Genomic DNA, 23,484 nt, shown 5'->3' with positions numbered 1-23,484 from the left:
TATACCAAAAAATGCGATTGCTTGTTTATCATCCTCAGTCTAAGGTAGGATTTTTCTGGAAAAGAGAAATTCTATCTAAAAAATATGCTATACTAACTAGTAGAAATTGGAGATATAACATGAGCAATATTTTTACTTACCTTGAAGAAGTCCAGCATGACAGTATTTATGATAAACCTTTCAATGAACTGGATCTGCTAATTCTGACAGAGCTAACCTACTTGCCTTTTGACCAACTAGTGCATGAAGACATGTCCCCCTACTGCGACTGCCGGCTGCTGGATTTGGCCGATCAAGTACCGCGCGACCTCTCCATGATGGTCAGCAAAAACCGACTGAAACTGCTGGATTTGGCCGCAGCCTCTACCCGCTTTAAAAATCTAAAACTGATGGGCTATGTCAACGATGTTGACCAAGATATCCAGAAGCAATTCGCTGCCTTGATTTTCAAAATCAAGCCTGATACCTATGTCCTGGTCTTTCGCGGAACGGACGACTCTATCGTCGGCTGGAAGGAAGACTTCCACATGACCTATATGGATCAGATCCCTGCTCAGAAAATGGCTGCTCGCTACCTGCTGAAAGCCTTAGAAAATCTGCCCGGTAACTTTATCCTAACTGGCCATTCCAAAGGGGGAAACCTGGCTTCTTATGCAGCCAGTCAGATGGAAGCATCGCTCCAAGACCGTATTGAAGACATCTACAGCTATGACTCTCCCGGTCTCAATCACTCTGTCATCGAAAGCGATGGCTATCAGGCCGTGGTTGAAAAGATGAAACGCTACCTGCCTCAGAACTCCATCGTCGGCATGATGTTGGAAACACCTAAGGAAGCAAGGATTGTCAAAAGCAGTGCCATCGGCGGCTTTGCCCAGCACGATACCTTTTCGTGGAAAACCAAGGGAGACTCTTTCCTATTGCTGGATACACTAGATGCAGAGAGCCTGCAGATTGACAAAACGTTTAAAAATTGGGTAAGTACCGTTTCAGATGAAGAACTTAAAGACTTTTTCGACTTCTTTTTCGGACTGATTTTAGATGCTGGTATCCAGTCTGTCGACGAACTGTCCAATGTTGAAAACTTTAACAAAGTTCTCGATATCCTGAAAAATGCTCAATCTCTATCAGACCAAGAACGTGACATGCTGCTGCGCTTGTCCAAGCTTCTACTGAATATGCGTGTCCAAAGCTGGAAAGATGACATTAGCATACCTAATCTTTCTGAAATTGGCAAAGATATCCGAGAAAACCTATCACGCTGGAGCAAGCAGCTACCTTTCGGCCAGTCTGAGACTGATAAAGTGGAAGAGACTGCTACAGAAGTTCACGAGTAAAATCACAAATCTCTTCTATAGCTTGGCTAACGGAAGAATTGACCTATCCATACCAAAAACAAAACAGGCTCTTATCTTGACAGCTTGTTTTTTCTTTGTTAAAATGTAACAAAAACATTTACAACTAAGTAGTGATAAAAACAGAAAGGATACCATCATGAAATCTATCAAAGGAATCGCCCTTATCGCCGTCAGCATAATCCTGACTATCTATGCTTGGGCTTCAGCTGGGATGACCAACTTTATCGTACCTGGTCTAGCCTTGACTACCCTCTCGCTAACTTTTTTACTTGCGACTCGGAACTCCCTATTGGAAAAATGGTTCCATGGCATCGAAAAGATGTACGCCTATCATAAGTTTACAGCTATCTTTTCCGTCGTCCTGCTTGCTCTCCACAATGTTGCCATGGGTGGCAGTCTCTGGGGCTCTCATCTAGCAGCCCAGCTTGGAAATGTCGGCATCTATCTCTTTGTCAGTATTGTTCTGGTGGCCTATCTTGGCAAGCACATCAAGTATGAGGCTTGGCGCTGGATTCACCGCTTTGTCTATCTGGCCTATATCTTTGGTCTCTTCCACGCCTATATGCTGATGGGCGGTCGACTCCTGACACCGACCTTGCTAGGCTTCGTAGTCGGATTCTACGCTATCATCGGTTTAGCTTCTGGCTTTTATATCATCTTCCTCTATCAAAGTTTGGCCTTTAGCCATCTGGGAAAAATCATTCAGGTCAAACGCCTGAACCACGATACCGTGGAGTTGAAGATCCAGCTTAGTCAAAAGCTAGACTACCAGTATGGGCAGTTTGCCTTTGTCAAGATTTTCCAAGAGGGATTTGAAAAAGCGCCACATCCTTTCTCTATCTCTGGCGGTCATGACAACATTGTTTACTTTACTATCAAGAACTCTGGTGACCATACTAAAAAACTTTATGACAAGATCCAAGAGGGAACCAAGGTCACCATTGACCGAGCTTATGGCCACATGATACTTGACCAAGGGCAGGAAAAGCAGATTTGGATTGCTGGTGGGATTGGCATTACGCCCTTCATCTCCTATATCCGAGAAAATCCTAATCTGAATCGTCCAGTCAGCTTCTACTATGCTTATACCGGAGCAGAAAACGCTGTTTACCTAGACCTACTCAAAGACTACGCAGCCAAGAATCCGCAGTTTGACCTTCATTTGGTAGATAGCAAGGTCTCCGGCTATTTGGACTTCAAGAATTATCCTCTGGACAACCAAACCACCGTCTTCATGTGCGGACCTGTCAAGATGATGGAGAAGCTAGCCAACGAATTTAAAAAGACCAATCCTAAAGCAGAGCTGGTCTATGAAGGCTTTAAATTTAAATAAAGAGTATAAAACATCAGGAGCAACGATAAGGTTGCCCCTGATGTTTTATTGTCTAGTAATAAATTGAAATGAACCATGATACAGCTTCGGAAGTCTACCTAATTCGGAAAAATCTTCTCCAAGGAATCAGGAACAATTTCAATAGCTGATGTTACTGTTTTTTAGGCATGTTTGAAACAAAAATATAAGACATTTTCAAAACACTTACCAGTTTATCACGTTTCTCTTTTAAGTTCTGCAGGAACGGATCCCGTACTTCTGCTGGAACTTCTAAATCATCTGAACCATACTGAGATAATTGATCACTAAGAGTCTGTTTTGATTCCTCAAAAGCTTTCAAACCTTCTTCCGCTTCTTTGTCAAAATCTGCTCTTTCAGACTCGGAGAGTTTTTCTTTAATTTCTCCACTATATTTGATGTAATTATCCGCAAGCTTATTGTACACGGTTTTCAAATCGCCAATTGTTGTTGCATTAGCGATTTCTTCGTCTGTAACCAAAACAAAGTCAGGTGTTTCTAAATTGGCACTTGACGAAGTGCTTGAGCTGCTTGAGTTACTTTCTTTACTGCTTGATTTTGAAGACTTTTTAACTGAGCTAGAAGCAGCCTTGCTTTCTGAAGATTTAGAAGTAACGGATGAATGATTATTTGAACATGCTGCTAAGGTAACTGCTGCTAAAAGAGCCACGCTGGCTGAAAAAATCTTTTTCATTTTTATCTCCTTAAATAATAAGTAATTTCATTATAGAATAAAACTAATGAGCTGTCAAAAGTTGATGAAAACTCGTCATCCAACAAGCGACTGCCGACCATAGTCTGTTAGGTCGCTGCCCAAGCGAGCGTAGAGGTCTTGGGCAGTCTCTTCTTCATTGAGGATTTGCTGTAATTCTGCATCTGTCACACCAACCAACTCAATAAAATCTACCCAGCCATGGACTGTCTCCAAAGGCTGGGCTTCTACATCCGGAACCGTGATAAAACCTGTTAAAGCAGACTCCTGTTCACGGTCAAAGCCAAGAAGCTGTCCAGTATAAATGTACTCAAAAGGCTGATAAACCTCTCCGGTCTCAAAGGTCCGGCGCGCCAACTCCTGAAAAATCGTGACGATATTGATAAACTCATCATTAGCTTGGTAGTTTCCTTTTTTCAGTCGCATGGTAAATTCAAAACCATAGCCACTATAGTTTGGATCTTCACTGAGCTTTTCATACAGCTCAGATAAGCCATAACTAACCAAATGCCAAGAGTCACCTGCATCATAGACATCTACACCATCCAGCGGATCCGGCCCGCCAAAACGCCATTTTACAATGGCCTCAATATGGTCTACCGGCTCTTGATTATTATATATCCGAGCAAATTCTGTTGAGATGGCTTCCCATCCCGGAGCTTCCACATAATCTTCTACCGGATCGACATGCTCTACTACTTCTTCGTACTCTTCATAGACAACTTCCTCAACTTCCTGATTTTCCGACTGTTTTTTAAAGAAATCAAAAATTCCCATTTTTTCCTCCTTGAATTAATTTGAAAACAGTATAGCATAAAAAATAAGGAATTACTTTTATGATAGAAGGAAATTTATTTTTATTTTTATCGTTTTTCGATATATTTTTCTTGAAATACAATAAAAAAGGATTATAATAAAAATAAAAGGAAAAGAAAATCTACTGCCGGCTGATTTTCGATAGAGGTAAGCATCATGAAAAAGATTGAATTAAAAAATAATTCTTTGCTCAAAGATATCGTTACTCTTCTGAATCTTATCATAGTGGGTTATGCTGCTATTCTGGTCTTTCTTACTATCCTAAGTGTGATTTCTTACATCGGTCTTTCCGACAGGTTGGGAATAAAGCTCAATGTTCAATTTCTGTCCTCAGCTGATTTTTCAAATTGGTGGAGTATTTTAGCCTTTGTTATAAATCTTCTCACAGCTTCTTTGACTATTTATCTCATCTATCTTGCTCGTAATTTCATCAAAAATTTGATTGGTGGAAAGATTTTTGATTCATCAAACACGCAACTAGCTGATAAGGCATGGAAAGTCTTTCTGGCACTGACCTTTCTTTCCGTTAAGGTTGCTACATCAGGCGATCCCATCGTCCTCCCCTTCTCTTTTAACGCCAGTATAAGCTTTACACCTCTCTTGGGTGCTCTGATTATTTGGCTGATGATGAAAATTCTGGAAAAGGGGATTGATATAGCTGAAGAAAATGAATTTACCATCTAGGAGGCTGCTATCATGATTATCGTTAATCTTGATGTCCAGCTGGCCAAGAAAAAGATGAAACTAGGTGAACTGGCCGATATCATCGGTATTACCAACGCCAACCTTTCCATTCTCAAAACGGGCAAGGCCAAGGCTATCCGCTTTAGCACCCTCAATGCTATCTGTCAAGCCCTTGATTGCCAGCCCGGAGACATCCTAGAATTTACAGATGATGAAGAATAAAAAAACTCCTAGCCTAGCCGATTTCATTCAGCTAGGACGGGAGTTTTGCTTTTCTATTCAATCATTTGTGTTTCAGCTAGTTTCTTATACCAGTGAGCGGATTTCTTCGGATAGCGTTCCTGGGTTTCAAAGTCTACGTAGAATAAGCCGTAGCGTTTTTCATAACCGTTAGACCAAGAAAAGACATCCATCAGAGACCAGATAAAGTAGCCCTTGACATTAGCACCGTCCGCAATCGCATCAGATAAAACTTCCAGATGCTGCTTGACGTAGTCAATACGAGCATCGTCGTAAACCGTATTGTCTACAAATTCATCTTTATAACCCAGACCATTTTCTGTGATATAGATCTTCTTGTAGTTGGGATAATCTTTCTTAATCCGCATGATCTGATCATAAAGACCTTGAGGATAGATAATCCAATCCCAATCAGTTTTTGGTATATGGGTTGGAGATTCTCTGCGCCCTACACCCTTAATCTGGTATTTGGAGCTTCCCTTTTCGCCTTTTCCGTTATGGATAATTTCTGTTTCACCGTCAAAGTCGCGCATCCAGTCACTCATATAGTAGTTGATGCCAAGGAAGTCATTGAGGTCTTTAGCTGCTTCTAAAGCCGCAAAGTCTTCATCTCGTAGATCCAGCTGACCACCATTGACCTTAAGGATATGATTCACTCCTGCCAGAGTTACATCTGAATAGTGCCCCAGATAAGTCGCATCTAGGATAAACTTGTTATGAATAATATCTTCCAACTCTGCTGCTCTGACATCTGCTGGATTTTCTGGGTCGTAAGGGTATTTTGTCGGCAGGGCATGAACGACACCGATTTCACCCTTGTAGCCCTTATCCTTATATAGCTTAACGGCACGGGCATGAGAGACCATCATATTGTGATGGGATTGGAAAACCTTGGCCAAGTCATACTGGATACCCGGCGGGAATTTTCCGACTAAGTACTGACCATCACCAATGGGACCAATTTCATTGAAAGTTGTCCAATAGCGAACTTCTGGAAATTCTTCAAAACAGAAAGCCGCATAGTCCACAAAGTGCTCAATATTTTCTCGATTGAGGAAATCTCCATTTGAATGAAGGGCCTCTGGTGTATCAAAGTGGTGAAGGGTCACAAAAGGTTCTACATGGCGTTTGTGGCATTCTGCGAAAAGATTATGGTAAAATTCCACACCTTTTGGATTGACCTCGCCATAGCCTGTCGGGAAAATCCGTGACCAAGCAATGGAGATCCGAATCCCATTGACGCCATACTCCTCAGCCAATTTCAGATCCACTGGGTATTTATGGTAAAAGTCACTGGCAGGTTCTGCCGTGTACCAGTAGTTATCCTCTAGGTACTTATCCCAGGCAACAGGTCCTTTTCCATCTGTGTGGGTTGCTCCCTCAGCTTGATAGGCTGCTGTTGCACCACCGAAAATAAAATCTTTAGGTAAGCTTTTTGTCATCTTATTTTCCTTTCAATAGCCTTTGAGGTGAAACAAGTAAGTAAATAGGTGAATAACAGGGGAATTGAACTTTGCTTCACCTCAAATGAACTAACAAATTAGTTGTTGAATTGCTCCTGAACGAAGGCCAGTGCTCCTTTACCATCACGGGTTAGTTTGATGTATTGGGCACCTTCAGTCTTAGCCAGCTTGATACCCAATTTATCAGTTTCGGCCTTCATATCTTCAAAGTTGGAGGCAACTTGAGGAGCCAGGATAACTAGGTCAAACTCAGGCAGCATTTCACGGTGAGCACCGTAGCCACCCGCTGCTGCTTTAACAGGAACATTGTATTCAGCTGCTGCTTTATTCAAAGCGTTAGCCAGCAATCCGCTAGTCCCACCGCCTGCACAGAGCACCAGAACATTGGTTTCTTCGCTAATATTGTTTTGCGCTGGAGCTTCTTCATCCACTCCTGCTTTTTCAAGGATAGCATCCGCTTTAGCAGTGTTAAAGTTAGCTGCTACTTTTTCTTTAAGAGCATCGTTAGCTTTGCCAGAACGTTCTTCTTCTAGGATTTGTTCGTCATAAACCTTGACAAATGGATAGTAAATAACCACATCCACTACGACAAGAAGGGCTGCAAGAACAAAGGACAGAAGCTGGAAGTTGGTACCCAGCACAATTCCCAGAGGTCCAGGTGTCACCCAAGGAAGGTTGGCTGAGAAGGAGTTCATGTTCAAAGTATCAACAAAGAATTTGAAAATCCATACGTTTGCGATAGGAGCAAAGATAAATGGAATAAAGAAAATCGGATTCAGTACGATTGGAGCACCAAAGAGAATTGGCTCATTGACACCGAAGAAAGTTGGAACAACAGATGCCCGTCCAATTGCACGGTTACGCTCGGACTTACAGATCCACATGAAGAGGAATGGAACAATCAAGGTCGCACCAGTACCACCCATGGTAACGATGAACATTTGAGTACCAGAAGTGATGACCTTATCCGCATGCTGACCAGCTTGAACTAGAGCCAAGTTGGCATCGATATTGGCATAAGTAATGGCAGCAATGGCAGGCTCAACGATAGACGGACCGTGAATTCCCACGAACCAGAAGAAAGCATAAGCACCAAAGATAAGCGTGATTCCCAGATAGCCATCTGCCGCTGAGAAGAGTGGAGCAAGAAGTGTTCCGATGGATTCAGCAACGGTTACTCCTAGACTTGCTTTAACAAGCAGTTCCAAACCGTAGAGTAGAACGACTGAAACAGTGAATGGAATCAAGTCTTTAAATACTTGCGAAATATTTGGTGGAACTTCTTCTGGCATGCGAATGGTGACATTATTTTTTACACAAACCTTGTAGACATTAACCGTAACAAAGGCTGCAATGAAAGCTGTCAAAAGACCTTTGGTTCCCATGAAGGCAGTCAGGAAGCCACCTTCCTTGGCAGGTTCAGCCGCCATGAGGAGGAAGCCGACCATAGAAGCCAGCATAGTAGACAAGAAGTTAATCTGGTTTGTCGCAGGCAGGTCGCGGTTGACAGAGTCTGTCAGCGCCTTGGCAGTGGTCCCACCCACAAAGAATGCCAGAATCCCCATCGAATAGCTATAAGGAGTCATAAGGAAAGTTTCAATGTCCTTAGACCAATGGAAACCCCAAGCATTTGGCACATAGGCAATCAAGATAAAAATAGATGAGAAGAGGATGACTGGCATACCAGCGATAAAACCATCCCGAATAGCACGGAGATAGATATTCCGAGAAATCTTCTCAAAGAAAGGCTTCCCTTTCTCAATAAGTCCGATGAGTTTGTTCATTATTTTACTCCTCTTTTGTATAGTTCAATCAAATGGTGCATCATGTCTTTTAGCAAGATAGTAGTCATTAAGTGGTCTTGGCCGTGCATCATGGTCACACTGTAAGCCAAGTCCTCACCAGCCGCTTCTTTTGTCAAGAGACTGGTCTGAGCATGGTGAGCTTCAGCGATGCAACCATTGGCTTCTTCTACCAAGGCATCTGCCTTAGCAAAATCCCCAGCCTCTGCGGCTTTCAATGCTTCCAGGAGCTTGGAGCGAGCGTCACCAGCGTAGGCCACAATTTCAAAACCGAGCAATGTTACTTCTTCTCTATTCATGAGAGTTCCTCCTTGTATTCTTGTGTAAAATTTTATTATTATTTTCTATTATAAAAGGCGTTGAATATGCAGCACCAGGTAGACCCGTTCGCTGCGGTAGAGATCAATTCCCGTCTTCTGGGCAATGATGTGGTAAATATCACTTCCGACCTGATAGGCTTGAGGATAGGTCATCTGGATCTGACTTTCCATTTCCAGCAGGGAAACATTGTCATCACGGCTTCTGTCCAGATAGTCTAAAAAGTAGTTCAGGTGAATCATAAAACGGTCATAAAAGTTGCTGTTTTCTGCACTTCTTTTAATGCCATTTTTCTTCAGCTCTGCTTCAACTGCAGCCAGAATATCTTTTCGCTTGCCCAAGTGACTTTGCCCCTCGGGATTAGTCTCCCCTTCAGCATTGATAAAGTGATAGGCAATGCGATTGACCTCGTCGCTAGGGAAATGATCCAACAACCGCTCGCGGTATATCGCTACCGCTTCCTGAGCAATCTGATAAGGGACAGGGTATTTGTCCGAAGCATCTGGCAGGTCACTCTCCTTGTACCGCCCCTGCTGCAGAGCCTGATAAGAACAGTAGATGTGATCCGTCAGCGTGACATAGATATACTCCTGGACAGGGTAATCATACTTCTTAGAAAGGGTGTCAATCACATCATAGGTTACTGTGATAAAGTCTAGTGGAACATCTTTGAGCAAGGCCACAAAGTTTTCTTTAGACTCTTCCGTTCTTAGGCGAAAGATTTTCTCAATCTTACTTTCCAGAACGATGTCACCCTTCTTTTTATTAAAAGCTATGCCACTGCCAATCAGAACAACCTCTTCACCGTTTTCATGTTTGGCTAGAGCAACATTGTTGTTCATAGGATGTATGATTCGATACATATCTCCTCCTCTTCATTTTCTAGGGTTCTGGCAAAACAAAAAGACCACAAACAAACCGAGGCTAGTTCTTCCCTCAATTTATTTGCGGTCACGCCTAATCCAACTTAGTAACGCTCACCCTATTCAATTTCTGATTTCATTATAGCATATCAGTCGCAGAATGTAAACCCTTACTTTATTTATTTTTTAACAAATTTTAGACTCTTTCTTTCCAAGAGGTAGCTGTTTTTTGAAGAACCTTGTTGAGCTCATCAATATTTTCAAATCCTGTTGTACGAAGCCACTTGCGAGCTGCTTCCTCGCCTTGCTCAATATAGTCTTTGACACTGCCAGCCCAAGTCGCACGTCCACAAAGAACGCCGTTGAAGTTAGCACCTGACTCATGAGCGAACACAAGTGTTTCTTGGAAGAGTTTCGCTGATACACCCGCACTCAAGTAGATGTATGGCAGGTTCGTTGCCTCATCCTGTTCCTTGAAGAAGGCTGCAGCTTGTTCTTTAGTATGCACCACTTCACCATCGCCAAAGCCTTCAACGTATTTAACGTTGACTGGAACTTCCACTTTCAAGACATCAATGTTGAAACGTGGATCTGAGAAGACCTTCATAGCTCCGATAACCTTGTGAGGTTTCACTTTAGCGTACTCAGCGCTGGAAGCATCCGCAATCTTTTCATCGTAAGCCAAGATTTCAAGGAAGAAAGGAATATCTTCTGCCACACACTCTGAACCTACACGCTCGATATAAGCCTGCTTTTGCTGGTTAAGTTCTTCAGAGCTATCTACATCGTAGTAAAGAAGGAATTTCACTGCATCTGCACCTTGTTCTTTGATGCGTTTTGCAGACCAAACATCCAGACAGTCAGGCAAGCGCTTGGTGCTAGAAGTATCGTAGCCTGTCTTTTCATAGGCCAATAACAGGCCAGCATTTTTGTCCAGAGCTTTAGTAGCAGGCAGGCCATACTCAGGATCCAGCAGCATAGACGAAGCGTAAGGAGTCAGTTCTTCTGCAACCAAAACTTTCAGTTCTTCCATTTGAGCTACTGTTGGTTCTGCTTCCTGGTGTTGAGCCATGAGGCGTTTCAAAGCACCGCGTTGGTCAAATGCCAAGGCAGAAATGATGCCATTCTCATCAGAAAGTTTTTCCATGTACTTGCGTTTTTGTTCTGTTAATACCATTCTTTATACCTCTTTTACTGTAATTTGATTATATAAATTATCATAATTGTAAACATTGACATGACCAGTCATTTTTTCTTGGGCATTGAGCATGCCGAGAACATTTGCTTTTTTGAGCAGAGAGAAATCATCTGCTTGATGACTCAAGGCCGAAGAAACCCCTGCAACAGTTGAGTCGCCAGAGCCAACTGGATTGACCACTTGGATTTTAGGAATATCTACTTTATAGAAAATATCCCAGTGTTTGGCAAAAGCGCCATCTGCACCAAGTGATACGATGATCCACTCGATTCCATCAAAGAGCGGTTCTGAAAGGACAGCTTTTAACTCATCCAAATCTTTGGAAACTTCGCGACCCAGTAACTGAGAAAGTTCCTCATTATTAGGCTTGATGGCAGTTGGTTTCATGTCTGATTTTAGCACAGCTTCCAGAGCTGCTCCAGAGCAATCCAGCACCACCTTATTGCCAGCTTGATTAGCCATTTCAATCAGCTGGATATAGTATTCAGTTGGAAGGCCCGCTGGCAGACTGCCCGAGATACTGACAACATCTGCCTCAGCCATCAAAGACCGGAAGTGCTCTTGGAAATTCCTTGCCTCATCTGCTGTAATAGTCGGACCGGCTTCTAGGATTTCTGTTTGCTTACCTTCGTGTAAGATAGCAATACAGTTTCTCGTATTTCCCGAAATGTTATAAAAGCATTGTCTAACATTAGGATGGAGGTTTTGTAATAAGAACTCCCCATTAGTTCCACCAATCAGGCCCGTCGCAGCGACATTGTCTCCAATTTCCGCCAAGACCCTGGTTACGTTAAGACCCTTTCCACCCGCTGTCTTACTGACTTCTGCAACACGATTAACAGTATCTATTTTCAATTCTTCTAAAGGATAGGAAATATCGATAGAAGGATTCATGGTCACTGTAAGAATCATCTGGCTACCTCACTAGTCGTGGTACTCTCCACGATCCCATTTTTCAAGAAATTCTGTAAAGAAGTTGGCATCTGTTTGATGAGCATTGTGAGTCTCAACGTGCTCAATTTTTGCGATCAATTTTTTATTTTCTTCAGTTGGCTTGTACTCCGCATGGATGAAAGCTTCAATGATGTCACACATAAGGAGCTCACCAGTGATTTTTCCGCCAAAACCGATAACGTTGGCGTTGAGCTCTTCTTTAGCATAGAGAGCTGAAGTCATGTCACGTACCAAAGCTGAACGAACACCAGGAACTTTATTTACAGCGTTGTTGATACCGACTCCTGTACCGCAAATACAAACACCAAAATCCGCTTGACCACTAACGACTGCTTCCCCTACTTTTTTACCAAAGATTGGGTAGTGAGTACGAGTATGGTCATAAGTACCAAAATCAAGAACTTCATAGCCTTTTGATTTTAGAAAATCTGAGACTGCCATTTTTTCATTGGTAACGATATGGTCACATCCAATTGCAATTTTCATTTGATTTCTCCTTTTCTTAGCACATCTTGTTGAGCATGTCGACCCGGATTTGGTGGCGGCCACCGTCGTATTTCCCATTGACAAAGCCTTTGGCAATGTTCTTAGCCAGACCTTCACCAACGATTTCAGCTCCCATTGTAATCATGCGAGAGTTGTTATGGCCGCGAGTCATGTAGGCAGAGCGTTCATCTGAGACTTCCGCCGCTACCATACCTTTGATTTTGGTCGCTACCATAAATGGACCAGCACCATAAGCGTCAATGACAATACCAAGATTTTCCTCTTGTTTATTCACCTCAGCCGCAACTGCAAGGGTCACATCAACAAAATCTTGACCTTCTTTCGTCACATCCACCACTTCAAAGTTTTCTCCGACGAGAAAATCCTTGACCACATCTTTCAGCTTGCTTCCAGCAGCATCTGCTCCAATAATAATTGCCATGAGCATTCTCCTTTGTTTGATTTTTTGCACAGAATATTGTTTATAAAAAACACTTTCTGTTTCCTATAAGCATACTATACTCCTTTAAAAGTTATTTGTCAACAGATTTTTGTTTATTTTAATCAAAATATTTTTAAAGATGATTAAAATAAACAAAAAAAGCCCTAAAAAGAGCTTTCTGATAATTTTTTCATCCATTTAAAATAAACTAAGAAATAATCTTGGTATAAACCTCCAGTTCTTCTTGAGCATTTTCAGACATCTGGTCTGTGATAACAGCTGTAATATCAGCCAAAGGACAGATAGAAGTGAAGTCTTCCTTGCCAATCTTAGAAGAATCAATCAATAGGTAAGTCTCTGTCGAGCGCTCCAAAGCTAGCTTCTGAGTATAGGCTTCTTCAAAAGAAGAGGTCATAATCTGCCCGTTTTTGATACCATTGCCACTGAAAAACATCTTAGTAAAGTACATCTTATCCATGATGGCATTGGTCATCTCGCCGACAAAGGCTTGAGTCGCTTCCCGCATCTCCCCACCAAGGAGAAAGACTTTGAAGGTATCCGACTTCTTCTTCAGAAGATCATGAAAGATCGGAAGGCAGTTGGTAATCACGCGCAGATGATGATTGCTGATTTCCTCAGCCAGCACTTCCACAGAAGTCCCCGGTCCAAGAAAAATAGTATCTCCATCTTCAATCAGCTCCACAGCCTTCTTGGCAACAGTCCGCTTGGCCTCGATATTCTGATAAAGCTTCTCTTCATGAGGTATTTCCCTGTACTTGAGGTGCTGATTACTTTTAGCCCCACCGTGAACACGAGTCAGCAACCCTTTACTTTCCAGCTCAATCAAGTCCCGCCGAACCGTCATATCTGAGACCTTCATACTCTCTACAATCTCAGCAACCGTCACTGTCCCAGCTCGATCAACCAGTTTAACTATTTCGTCCTGTCTCTGATTTTTACCCATACTATTCCCTCTCTACACTCTAGTTTTGTTTATTATAACTCATTTTTCTGTTTTTTTCCATATTATTTGTTTGTTTTAAACAAAATTGAGGGGTTTGCGATATGGTATAAGATATTAGAAAAACCTCAAGATGATCATCCTGAGGCTTATTTCTATTCTGAATAATGACTATGCAGTTTACTAAGGCCGATTTTGGAAAGAACGTTTATATTGCCTAAGCAGCCAATTAAAATTGAAAGCAAGAGAGAAGACTTGATTAAATTTTAATTATCCTTATCATTCGTCTTTAGTATCCAATTAAACAATCCAATCATTTTTGGGAAGGTAAATGAATAGAACAGAGCCTTTCCAACAGACATTTCCTTAGGTTTATTCAAATCTTTAGATATTTTGTTCATACCTTTAGCCCATACTTGTAGAGCAAAGACTTTCATAATAAATTTTGACAATTGAATTATTCCTCATCTTCAATTATTTCAGCTTCTTTACGGATTGATTTAACATCTTTTTCATATTGTTCTTCATTGTAATCAATCATTTTTGAAAGTTCTTTTTGCAAGTTTTCCCCCATTGGTTTCATAGTAGCAAAAGTGATACCTCCTGAAATAACCCCTGAAACAACTGGAAGAACCTTGGAAACTCCTTTAGCAAATGTTCCCTTTGTAAGACTGATACCGAAAACCTTTAATACTTTTTTCAAAATTGGATAATACAAGGTTTTCGTTAAAGCTTTTTGTGGAATTGATTTGAGTGCCTGTTTTCCAATCGCCATGCCTCCTGCTCTCAGTAACGCACCTGTTCCAGAGACACCTAACATAACACCCAGATACAATAGCAATGTATTTTGGGCTTCTTCTGTTAATTTATCCTTTTCAGACCACAGATATTGGAAGCCGTAGATATAACCTAGTTCTTGAGCTAATTTTAAAGCCATGGCATAATATTGAGCAACATCTGCTGGTATGGTCACAGCCATAGCAATTCCTCCTGGTAAACCAGCAAGAACAGAAGCTCCACTTGATAATAGGACATTATCCATAATACAAGCCTTTGCAGCTTTGTCCAATTTATCCTTGGAAACAATATTTACAGGACCATCAGCTAATAATTTCCCTACTTCTTCTTGACTTAAACCTTTTCCAAATTTATCCATTAAAAATTGATTTCTATCAACTTTAACTACTGGAAGCTTGGATACTTGCTCTAAGACTTGCATGGCCACTTCTTCTGGCTTCGCATCAAATTTACCCTTAGCTCCATTAACCACCTTATCAATCTCTTTACCAGCGCTCCCTGCAACATCTCCGACAGCTTTAGTAGTAGCATTAAAACCATTGCCTACTGCTTTAACAGTCCCATTGGCTAAGTCACCAGCTCCTTTAACAACATCATCCCAAAAAGCCATAAATAATTCTCCTAAAATAATTTAATAGATAAAAGTAAATCTACAAGCCAATTATCCTACAACTTGTCAACTTTGTCAATGTACTGACAGTTATTTAAATGTTTTTGACTAACAAATTTTTTCTGAATCACAAACCATACCTTTTTAATTTCCAAATTCAAAAATCCCCCAGCAGCCTTCTGCTGGGGGATTCTCATTAGATCAAAGATTGCTAGCCAATCAAACTTCCATTTGGGACTTTTTCATCCACAGTAAGGAGAGTCAGTTGGTCGCCATGCTCAGCTGATAGAATCATCCCTTGGCTGATGCGGCCCATCATTTTGCGAGGTTTGAGATTGGCTACTATTTGGACTTTTTTACCGACCAGTTCTTGCTCGTTTGGATAGTATTTCGCAATTCCTGAGAGGATTTGACGGTCTTCACCATCACCAGCATCCAGGCGGAACTGAAGAAGTTTATCCGAGCCTTCAACTTTAAACACCTCTTTGACTTCTGCGACACGGATTTCCACCTTATCGAAGTCGTCAAACTTGATTTCCTTGCGGTTAAGTTTGAGCTCGACTTCTTCTGGATTCCATTCTTTTTCAACCGCAGGTTTGTTGCCTTCCATTTGTCCCTTGATATAAGTAATTTCTTCTTCCATATCCAGACGTGGGAAGATTGGTGTCCCTTTCTCTACAACTGTCAGACCTGCTGGAAGTTGGTCAATTGCTAGATTTTCCAGAGAAGCAGCTTGAGGCAAGCCAAGTTGACTGAGGACAGCCTTGCTCGTTTCCATCATGAAAGGCTCAATCATGTGGGCCACAACACGAAGACTGGCAGCCAAGTGGCTCATAACACTTGCAAGTTGATTGCGGAGGGCCTCATCCTTAGCCAAGACCCAAGGAGCAGTTTCATCAATGTATTTATTGGTACGAGAGATAAGCGTCCAGACTGCTTCTAGGGCGCGTGGGTAGTCTACCGCATCCATGTATTTGTAGTAGTCATCGATAGATTGAGCTGCTACCTGAGCCAGAGGTCCGTCAAAGTCCGTTACATTTTCTTCGTAGGCTGGCACTTGACCGTCAAAGTACTTGTTAATCATGGAAACAGTACGGTTGAGCAAGTTCCCTAGATCATTAGCTAGCTCGTAGTTGATACGACCTACATAGTCCTCAGGAGTAAAGGTTCCGTCTGAACCAACAGGAAGGCTGCGCATGAGGTAATAACGCAGGGCATCCAAGCCATAGCGTTCTACCAGTATTTCAGGATAGACCACATTGCCCTTAGACTTGGACATCTTGCCATCTTTCATGACAAACCAACCGTGAGCAATCAAGCGGTCGGGCAGCTTAATATCCAGCATCATGAGCAGGATTGGCCAGTAGATAGAGTGGAAACGCAGAATATCCTTGCCCACCATGTGGAAGACTGTTCCATTCCAGAATTTATCGTAGTTAGCATGATTATCCTGACCGTAGCCAAGTGCTGTCGCATAGTTGAGTAGTGCATCAATCCAGACATAAATTACGTGTTTAGGATTAGATGGCACTGGCACGCCCCAAGTAAAGGTCGTCCGAGATACAGCTAGGTCTTCCAGACCTGGCTCAATGAAGTTTTTCAGCATTTCATTAAGACGTCCGTCTGGTGTGATAAAGTCTGGATGAGATTTGAAAAATTCTACCAAGCGGTCTTGGTACTTGCTGAGGCGCAGGAAGTAAGACTCTTCTGATACCCACTCCACTTCATGTCCAGATGGCGCAATTCCGCCAGTTACTTTCCCATTTTCATCACGGAAGACTTCTGCCAGCTGGCTTTCTGTGAAGAATTCCTCATCTGATACAGAATACCAGCCTGAATATTCACCCAAGTAGATATCATCTTGGGCTAAGAGTCGTTCAAAGACATCGGCTACAACCTTTTCATGGTAGTCATCGGTCGTCCGGATAAACTTATCATAAGAAATATCCAGCAGTTTCCAGAGTTCCTTGACCCCAACTGCCATCCCATTGACATAAGCTTGAGGACTGATACCAGCTTCTTCAGCTTTTTGCTGAATCTTCTGTCCATGCTCGTCAAGGCCAGTCAGATAGAAAACATCGTAGCCCATGAGACGCTTGTAGCGAGCCAGAACATCACAAGCAATGGTCGTATAGGCAGACCCGATGTGGAGTTTACCGCTCGGATAGTAGATAGGGGTTGTAATATAAAACGATTGTTTTTCAGTCATTTTTTAATCCTTTCAAGGCTAATGAAACCTTTTTTAGTAGCACTTCATTATATCATATTTTGTTAAGTTTGCGAAAAGACATTCATTTACAATAAAATCAATTAAAAAACCTAGAAAATATTCTAGGTTTAATAGGTCACAACATTCAAGTTGCCGCTTTCGTATTCTGCGATGAAGATGTTAGAAATATCAGTATAACCATCTTTAGCTAGTCTCTCCACCAGCCACTCTTCTGTTTTATCAATAGACTCCAGAATATCAATTTGGACAACACCATCTGTGATAAGGGGATATTTAGGATTCTCTTCACCAGCCTGTACAATAATCAGCTGGCCGTTTTGCTCTATAACCGCCCGTTTGACCTGCTTGAGCTGGAAAATACCTTGGCTGCGCAGCTTCAAAGCTACATCTGCTGCTGAAAGACCAACAGAACGGCAGGCTTCGGGACTCAGTTCTCCATGCTGAATCAACGTTGTCGGCTTGCCATCAATCAAATGCTTAACCGCACGGACATTGTTATTGAGCCACTTTAGGGTCAAGACCAAGATAGTCCACATGATGAGAATAACTGCATACTGAAGAATATTAATAGAGCTATTATAAATGACCCCACCGATAATGCCACCCAGAACATAGTTTTGAATCTGGTCAATCGCTGAATTGGGCGCCAGATTGCCTTTTCCCGTCACGTTGATGACAAAAACGAGTGAGAAAAGCCCCAGCGCTAGTTTAATTAGGATTTCAAGAAAATTCAATGTCATTTTTCAACCTCCACTATTTCTATATCTGTCGTCTTATGCAAGTCAATTTTTTCAAGCAGATATTTATCTGGCTCACTGCCGCTCATAGCCCGATAAAAGTTCTTTCCGACCTTCAAAATCGCTCCATCCGTCGCAGCTGAAGTATTGACATAAACTTCTGACTTATCGACGCCCAAGTCTTTTGAAATGACCTCGATAAAATGAAGAGAGGTTTGAAACTGGTTGTTAGAGTCTTGGTCAGTCTGAAAATTGCTAATGCCAATCAAGACCATAGCCACCAAGGCCAAAACGGAAATAATGGCTAGTTCCCGAAATTTTGAATCACGCTTATTGCGATAGGCCTTAAAAGCAAAAAAACCTGTCACAAGCAGCAGCAAGACAGAAAGCGCAACTGTCACCCAGTTTTGCTGGCTAATCTGACTCAAAACATAATCATAAGAATAGAATTTCATGGCTTTCCCCCTATTTTTACTCGCTCTATTATAGAAAATCTTTCCTACTTTTTCAAGCCCCTTGCAGTCACTTTGCTATAAATCATTCCTAAATTTTGTTATAATAAACTCAGTAAACTTCTACTAGAAAAGGAAATTTTATGAAACTCATCTCTTGGAACATTGACTCTCTCAACGCTGCATTGACCAGTGATTCTGCCCGAGCTCAGCTCTCGCAAGCTGTTCTTCAGACCTTGCAAGCAGAAGATGCAGATATCATCGCCATTCAGGAAACAAAACTGTCTGCGACTGGTCCTACGAAAAAGCACTTGGAGATTTTGACAAATCTTTTCCCAGATTATGAAAATACTTGGCGCTCCTCCCAAGAGCCGGCCCGCAAAGGCTATGCGGGAACCATGTTCCTCTACAAAAAAGAACTGACACCAACTGTAACCTTCCCAGAAATTGGCGCTCCGTCAACCATGGATGTTGAAGGTCGCATCATTACGCTGGAATTTGACGGTTTCTTTGTCACTCAAGTTTATACGCCTAATGCTGGCGATGGACTCAAACGCTTGGATGACCGTCAAGTCTGGGATGCCAAATACGCTGAATACTTGGCAACACTAGATCAACAAAAACCAGTCCTCGCTACTGGCGACTACAATGTGGCCCACAAGGAAATTGACTTGGCCAATCCAGCCAGCAACCGCCGTTCACCAGGCTTTACTGACGAAGAGCGCGCTGGCTTCACCAACCTGCTGGCTAAAGGCTTCACCGATACCTTCCGCCACTTACACGGCGATATCCCTAACCAATACACTTGGTGGGCGCAGCGTAGCAAGACTTCTAAAATCAACAACACAGGCTGGAGAATCGACTACTGGCTGACAAGCAACCGTGTAGCTGACAAGGTGACCAAGTCTGATATGATTGACTCCGGTGCGCGCCAAGACCACACACCGATTGTCATGGAGATTGAGCTCTAAGGAGAAAACGAATGGACTATCAAGCTGTCATTCCCGAATTTGTGGTATCCAACATCGAAAAGTCGCGCCACTTCTACTGCGACTTGCTGGGATTCTCTGTCCAATATGAGCGTCCAGAGGAGAAATTTCTCTTCCTCTCACTTGAAGACTGCCAACTTATGCTAGAAGAAGGCAGCGTAGAAGAATTAGCCCAACTAACCTATCCTTTCGGGCGCGGTGTCAATATTTCCTTTGGCATTGAAGATGTCCCTCAGCTCCACCAAAAACTACTGGAAGCTGACTATCCCATCCATCGTCCTCTGACGAAAAGAGAATTTCGAGTGGGAGATAGCTTTATTTATCCCCATGAATTTGCGATTTTGGATCCAGATGGTTATTTTTTAAGATTTAGTGAATAAGAAAGCGAAGTCATCAGACCTCGCTTTTTAAATGTCTTTAAAGTTATAGAGTTGCGGATAGTGATCGCACTCGGGATTTTTAGGATGGCAGATGGCACGTCCAAAGTAAATCATGGCCTGATGGGCTGGCAGCCAACGTTCCGGTGGAAGGACATCCATAACTCGCTTTTCTACTTCCAGTGGCGTTGCCGACTTTTTAACGATATTATGGTGCTTGCAGATGCGCTCCACATGAGTATCAACAGCAAAGGCTGGAATGCCAAAGCCCACACTCATGACTACATTGGCCGTCTTGCGACCAACACCAGCTAGACTTTCCAATTCCGCCCGCTTTTGTGGTACTTGGCCATCAAAGTCGTCTAAAAGCTGCTGGGCGCATTTCTTCAAAAATTTAGCCTTGTTTCGATAGAGACCCAGACGAGAGATGTATTTGGCAATGTCTGCTTCACCAGCCGCAGCCATGTCCTGCGGACTTGGATAGGCTTCAAACAGAGCTTGCGTTGCCTTATTGACCGCAGCATCTGTCGTCTGAGCCGACAGCATGACCGCTACCAAAAGCTCAAAGTGATTGCGAAAATCCAGACTGGGCTTGGCGTCAGGGAAAAGAGCAATAATCTCTTCAATGACATGACGAGCCCGTTTTTTTGATAAAACCATGATTCTTCTTTCTAAGATTGAGATAGATTTATTATATCATGAAAGGAAGAAGCATCCAAAAAACTTGATTGAGAAAGCAGCTGTTCTTAATACTTTACAAACCTAACTCTCCATACGCCTTCCGGTAGCCAATCTGCAAGATTTGGTTATCTCGAACCAAGAGCGGTCGTTTAATCAGCATGCCGTCTGTCGATAATAAATCTGCAGCTTCCTGGGCTGTCAAATGCGGAACTTTTTCTTTGAGACCCAGTTCACGATATTTGAGACCGCTGGTATTGAAAAAAGTCTTGAGCTCAAAGCTCGAGTTCTGGATCCAGTCTAGGAGCTGGTCTCGGCTAGGTGTATTTTGGACAATATCTACTGCTTCAAAGTCCACTCCTAATTGATTGAGCTCAGCTTTGGCCTTGCGGCAGGTAGAGCATTTTGGGTATTCGATAAATTGTAACATTGTTTTTCCTCCGTCCCTATGATAGCCCAGCTAGCTCCTTCTTGTCAAGCCGAGACTTATTAGAAAAAGCCGACAAGCGAAAGGCTCATCGGCAGGCACAGACGCATTCCATGAAGAAACACCTCTATTTTTTGATTAAACGCACGCGCACAATATTGTCGCTATTCTCAAATTTATCAACCAAGTCCTGAATCTTGCTTTCATCCGACTCATCCAGATCCAGCAAGGTATAAGCATAATCACCCTTGGAACGATTGATGATATTGTCGATATTGATATTCAAGTCACTAACAGCTGTTGAAATCCGAGCCACAATATTCGGTACATTTTTGTTAATCAGGGTAATCCGATAAGGCGCTGAGAGAGCCTGACGGACATTAGGGAAATTCACTGAGTTGATAATCTCGCCTGTTTCCATGAAGCGTCGAATGGTTTTCCCAGCCATAATGGCACAGTTGAGCTCAGCTTCTTCGGTCGATCCGCCCAGATGCGGAAAGACTGTAATCTGCGGATGACGGAGCAGCTCATCTACACCAAAGTCTGTGATATAGCGCTTGATAACACCTGCTTCCAAGGCTTCAAAGAGGGCAGCGTTGTCCACCAGCTCGCCGCGGGCAAAGTTGATAAGAGTCGTTCCTTTTTGCATGAGACCAAAAGCAGCCTGATCAAAAGTAGCTCGTGTATCCTCAGTCAGGGGCACATGAATAGTGATATAATCACTCTTCTCAAAGATTTCCTTAATGTCTGCTACCCGCTTGACATGGCTAGAGATATTCCAAGCCGTTTCAATGGATACATAAGGATCATAGCCTAAGACGTTCATCCCCAGCCGATAGGCATCGTTAGCAATACGGCCGCCGATAGCTCCTAACCCAATGACTCCCAAAGTCTTCTCTGCAATCTCTGTCCCAGCAAACTGCTTCTTACCAGCTTCCACTTGCTTGGGAACATCATCTCCAGAAAGGCCGTTAGCCCAACTGTTAGCTGCGATATAGTCACGCGCAGACAGGAGAATGGAAGCCAAGACTGCTTCTTTCACCGCATTGGCATTAGCTCCTGGCGTGTTGAAGACCACAATTCCCTGAGCCGTTGCCTGGTCGACAGGAATATTATTGGTTCCTGCGCCTGCCCGCGCAATAGCTTTGAGCTTGCTTGGAAATTCCTGTCCATGCAGGTTTTGACTGCGCAGGATATAAGCATCCGGATTGTCAGACTTATCTCCGTCAATCTGAAAAGTATTGCCCAGCTCCTTAAGTCCGATTTGATTGATATTATTAAAGGTTTTGACACTAAAGACCATAGTTTCCCTCTCTTAAGAATTTTCTTCTTCAAATTTCTGCATAAAGGCAATCAAGTCCTTGACACCTTGGAGCGGAAAAGCATTGTAGAGACTAGCTCTCATGCCGCCTACGCTGCGGTGCCCCTTGATATTCTTGAATCCCGCTGCTGCAGCCTCTTTGTTAAATTTGGCGTCCAGCTCTTGGCTAGGAGACACAAAGGGAATATTGGCGACTGAGCGCTGCTCCTTATAACGGACTGGACTGCGGTAAAAGTCTGACTGCTCAATGAAGTCGTACAAAAGGCCAGATTTTTCACGATTACGCTTTTCCATTTCTGCTACGCCACCTAGCTCCTTAACCCACTCAAAGACCAGTTTGGCCATATAGATGGCAAAAGTCGGTGGTGTATTGTAAAGAGAGCCATTGTCCGCCTGAATGCGGTAATCCAACATGCTAGATAGAACTGGTTCGTCATCCAGCAAGTCTTCTCGGATGATGACAACTGTCACGCCAGCAGGTCCGATATTCTTCTGAGCCCCAGCATAAATCAAACCGAAATCCTCTACTCGGTATTGAGCAGCCAGGATATTAGAAGACATGTCCGCCACAATCGGCACGCCATTAGTCGCAGGAAGGTCATAAATAGCCGTTCCTTCGATGGTATTATTGGTTGTCAGATGCACATAAGCCGCCTGCGGATCAATATCCTTTTCATCAAAAGAAGGAATTTCCGTGTAATTTAAATCCTCTGACGAAGCCAAAAGAATAGGCTCAAATGGAATGAACTTAGACAGCTTGACTGCTTCAGTGTAAGCTTTCTTTCCCCAAGATCCAGCCACTAGGTAGTAGGCCTTGCCGCCTTGGGCTAGATTAAGGGGAATCATACTAAACTGGGTAGAAGCTCCCCCCTGCAGAAAGAGGACGCGGTAATTGTCCGGAATATCCATGAGCTCACGCAGCAAGCTCTCAGCTTCTTTGATAATATCGTCAAATTCCTTGGATCGGTGGGACAGCTCCATCACACTCATGCCACTTTGGGCATAGTCTAAAAACTCAGCCTGAGCTTTTTTCAAGACTTCCTTGGGCAATACTGCCGGTCCAGCAGAAAAATTGTAAATCGTCATATCCTACCTCCAAAATTTATTTTGTATATCATATCACAAAGTTTAGAAAATATCTATTTTATTTCAGAAATCTAGCACTTTTTTAGCCAATTCCCGAACATTATTAATTTATGGACAAACGAAATCTGCTGTCT

Annotated in this window: 25 protein-coding genes; 6 read left to right on the top strand and 19 right to left on the bottom strand. The window is 42.7% G+C overall.

Annotation, left to right across the window (positions count from 1 at the left end):
* Window positions 1-11: 11 nt before the first annotated feature.
* Entirely contained in the window at window positions 12-1,334 is a 1,323-nt protein-coding gene (locus O3627_RS00660; protein ID WP_371621227.1) for a DUF2974 domain-containing protein, read from the top strand.
* Window positions 1,335-1,491: 157 nt separating this feature from the next.
* Window positions 1,492-2,688, top strand: a complete 1,197-nt coding sequence (locus tag O3627_RS00655; RefSeq protein WP_371621226.1) for a ferric reductase-like transmembrane domain-containing protein — start codon at window positions 1,492-1,494, stop codon at window positions 2,686-2,688.
* A 151-nt stretch (window positions 2,689-2,839) separates the two neighbouring features.
* Here O3627_RS00655 and O3627_RS00650 read toward each other — a convergent pair whose 3' ends face one another.
* Both O3627_RS00650 and O3627_RS00645 read right to left on the bottom strand, forming a co-directional pair.
* Window positions 2,840-3,400 carry a hypothetical protein gene (locus tag O3627_RS00650; RefSeq protein ID WP_002905957.1) on the bottom strand — a complete coding sequence of 187 codons (561 nt, stop codon included), beginning with the start codon at window positions 3,398-3,400 and terminating at the stop codon, window positions 2,840-2,842.
* A gap of 75 nt (window positions 3,401-3,475) precedes the next feature.
* A complete protein-coding gene (locus O3627_RS00645; RefSeq protein WP_125382838.1) occupies window positions 3,476-4,195 on the bottom strand; it encodes a suppressor of fused domain protein in 720 nt (239 codons plus the stop codon).
* A gap of 195 nt (window positions 4,196-4,390) precedes the next feature.
* Between O3627_RS00645 and O3627_RS00640 the strand changes: the two genes are divergently transcribed.
* A complete protein-coding gene (locus O3627_RS00640) occupies window positions 4,391-4,918 on the top strand; it encodes a DUF2975 domain-containing protein (RefSeq protein WP_061592013.1) in 528 nt (175 codons plus the stop codon).
* Window positions 4,919-4,930: 12 nt separating this feature from the next.
* On the top strand, window positions 4,931-5,140 hold the full coding sequence (locus O3627_RS00635) for a helix-turn-helix transcriptional regulator (RefSeq protein WP_002894739.1): 210 nt from the start codon (window positions 4,931-4,933) through the stop codon (window positions 5,138-5,140).
* 53 nt (window positions 5,141-5,193) lie between these two features.
* Here the strand turns inward: O3627_RS00635 and lacG are convergent, their stop codons facing one another.
* The 13 genes from lacG to O3627_RS00570 all read right to left on the bottom strand — a co-directional run bounded on the left by lacG (window position 5,194) and on the right by O3627_RS00570 (window position 18,475).
* A complete protein-coding gene (gene lacG / locus O3627_RS00630) occupies window positions 5,194-6,600 on the bottom strand; it encodes a 6-phospho-beta-galactosidase (RefSeq protein WP_002899825.1) in 1,407 nt (468 codons plus the stop codon).
* Window positions 6,601-6,698: 98 nt separating this feature from the next.
* Window positions 6,699-8,405 (bottom strand): lactose-specific PTS transporter subunit EIIC, encoded by a 1,707-nt coding sequence (locus O3627_RS00625; RefSeq protein ID WP_002905954.1) that lies wholly within the window; start codon window positions 8,403-8,405, stop codon window positions 6,699-6,701.
* Window positions 8,405-8,722 (bottom strand): PTS lactose/cellobiose transporter subunit IIA, encoded by a 318-nt coding sequence (locus O3627_RS00620; protein WP_002894735.1) that lies wholly within the window; start codon window positions 8,720-8,722, stop codon window positions 8,405-8,407. The genes O3627_RS00625 and O3627_RS00620 overlap by 1 nt, the downstream gene beginning before the upstream one ends.
* Window positions 8,723-8,770: 48 nt before the next feature.
* Window positions 8,771-9,604: a PRD domain-containing protein gene (locus O3627_RS00615; RefSeq protein WP_060976697.1), complete on the bottom strand. Its 834-nt coding sequence runs from the start codon at window positions 9,602-9,604 to the stop codon at window positions 8,771-8,773.
* A gap of 196 nt (window positions 9,605-9,800) precedes the next feature.
* Complete coding sequence (gene lacD, locus O3627_RS00610) at window positions 9,801-10,781, bottom strand: tagatose-bisphosphate aldolase (RefSeq protein ID WP_002905075.1); 981 nt, start codon at window positions 10,779-10,781, stop codon at window positions 9,801-9,803.
* Between the two features lie 3 nt (window positions 10,782-10,784).
* Window positions 10,785-11,714 (bottom strand): tagatose-6-phosphate kinase, encoded by a 930-nt coding sequence (locus O3627_RS00605; RefSeq protein ID WP_371621225.1) that lies wholly within the window; start codon window positions 11,712-11,714, stop codon window positions 10,785-10,787.
* Between the two features lie 12 nt (window positions 11,715-11,726).
* Complete coding sequence (gene lacB, locus O3627_RS00600; protein WP_125382841.1) at window positions 11,727-12,242, bottom strand: galactose-6-phosphate isomerase subunit LacB; 516 nt, start codon at window positions 12,240-12,242, stop codon at window positions 11,727-11,729.
* Between the two features lie 16 nt (window positions 12,243-12,258).
* Window positions 12,259-12,684, bottom strand: coding sequence for a galactose-6-phosphate isomerase subunit LacA (gene lacA, locus O3627_RS00595; protein ID WP_009659075.1), 426 nt, complete (start codon window positions 12,682-12,684; stop codon window positions 12,259-12,261).
* A 208-nt stretch (window positions 12,685-12,892) separates the two neighbouring features.
* Window positions 12,893-13,648, bottom strand: a complete 756-nt coding sequence (locus tag O3627_RS00590; RefSeq protein WP_125331178.1) for a DeoR/GlpR family DNA-binding transcription regulator — start codon at window positions 13,646-13,648, stop codon at window positions 12,893-12,895.
* Window positions 13,649-14,102: 454 nt separating this feature from the next.
* The gene (locus O3627_RS00585) at window positions 14,103-14,864 is read right to left on the bottom strand and encodes a hypothetical protein (protein ID WP_185756148.1); all 762 of its coding nucleotides are present in this window, start codon (window positions 14,862-14,864) and stop codon (window positions 14,103-14,105) included.
* Between the two features lie 400 nt (window positions 14,865-15,264).
* Window positions 15,265-17,262 (bottom strand): methionine--tRNA ligase, encoded by a 1,998-nt coding sequence (gene metG, locus O3627_RS00580; RefSeq protein ID WP_343092037.1) that lies wholly within the window; start codon window positions 17,260-17,262, stop codon window positions 15,265-15,267.
* A gap of 128 nt (window positions 17,263-17,390) precedes the next feature.
* Window positions 17,391-18,023 (bottom strand): DUF421 domain-containing protein, encoded by a 633-nt coding sequence (locus tag O3627_RS00575; RefSeq protein ID WP_002920633.1) that lies wholly within the window; start codon window positions 18,021-18,023, stop codon window positions 17,391-17,393.
* Window positions 18,020-18,475, bottom strand: a complete 456-nt coding sequence (locus tag O3627_RS00570) for a DUF3290 family protein (RefSeq protein ID WP_125351218.1) — start codon at window positions 18,473-18,475, stop codon at window positions 18,020-18,022. Before O3627_RS00570 ends, O3627_RS00575 begins: the two co-directional genes overlap by 4 nt.
* Window positions 18,476-18,615: 140 nt before the next feature.
* Between O3627_RS00570 and O3627_RS00565 the strand changes: the two genes are divergently transcribed.
* Both O3627_RS00565 and O3627_RS00560 read left to right on the top strand, forming a co-directional pair.
* A complete protein-coding gene (locus O3627_RS00565) occupies window positions 18,616-19,443 on the top strand; it encodes an exodeoxyribonuclease III (RefSeq protein WP_125351219.1) in 828 nt (275 codons plus the stop codon).
* A gap of 11 nt (window positions 19,444-19,454) precedes the next feature.
* Window positions 19,455-19,841 carry a VOC family protein gene (locus O3627_RS00560; RefSeq protein ID WP_002894702.1) on the top strand — a complete coding sequence of 129 codons (387 nt, stop codon included), beginning with the start codon at window positions 19,455-19,457 and terminating at the stop codon, window positions 19,839-19,841.
* Between the two features lie 27 nt (window positions 19,842-19,868).
* Here O3627_RS00560 and nth read toward each other — a convergent pair whose 3' ends face one another.
* The 4 genes from nth to serC all read right to left on the bottom strand — a co-directional run bounded on the left by nth (window position 19,869) and on the right by serC (window position 23,350).
* Entirely contained in the window at window positions 19,869-20,498 is a 630-nt protein-coding gene (gene nth, locus O3627_RS00555) for an endonuclease III (protein ID WP_125382844.1), read from the bottom strand.
* Between the two features lie 94 nt (window positions 20,499-20,592).
* Complete coding sequence (locus tag O3627_RS00550) at window positions 20,593-20,946, bottom strand: arsenate reductase family protein (RefSeq protein WP_125382846.1); 354 nt, start codon at window positions 20,944-20,946, stop codon at window positions 20,593-20,595.
* 124 nt (window positions 20,947-21,070) lie between these two features.
* Window positions 21,071-22,246 (bottom strand): 3-phosphoglycerate dehydrogenase family protein, encoded by a 1,176-nt coding sequence (locus tag O3627_RS00545; protein WP_125382847.1) that lies wholly within the window; start codon window positions 22,244-22,246, stop codon window positions 21,071-21,073.
* Between the two features lie 12 nt (window positions 22,247-22,258).
* A complete protein-coding gene (gene serC / locus O3627_RS00540) occupies window positions 22,259-23,350 on the bottom strand; it encodes a 3-phosphoserine/phosphohydroxythreonine transaminase (protein ID WP_060976688.1) in 1,092 nt (363 codons plus the stop codon).
* Window positions 23,351-23,484 lie beyond the last annotated feature (134 nt).

The organism is Streptococcus sp. 27098_8_82 (genome assembly GCF_041431615.1).
Lineage (GTDB): Bacteria > Bacillota > Bacilli > Lactobacillales > Streptococcaceae > Streptococcus > Streptococcus sanguinis_K.
Note: the sequence above shows the minus strand (reverse complement) of the source record. Positions and strands in the feature narration are given on the sequence as shown.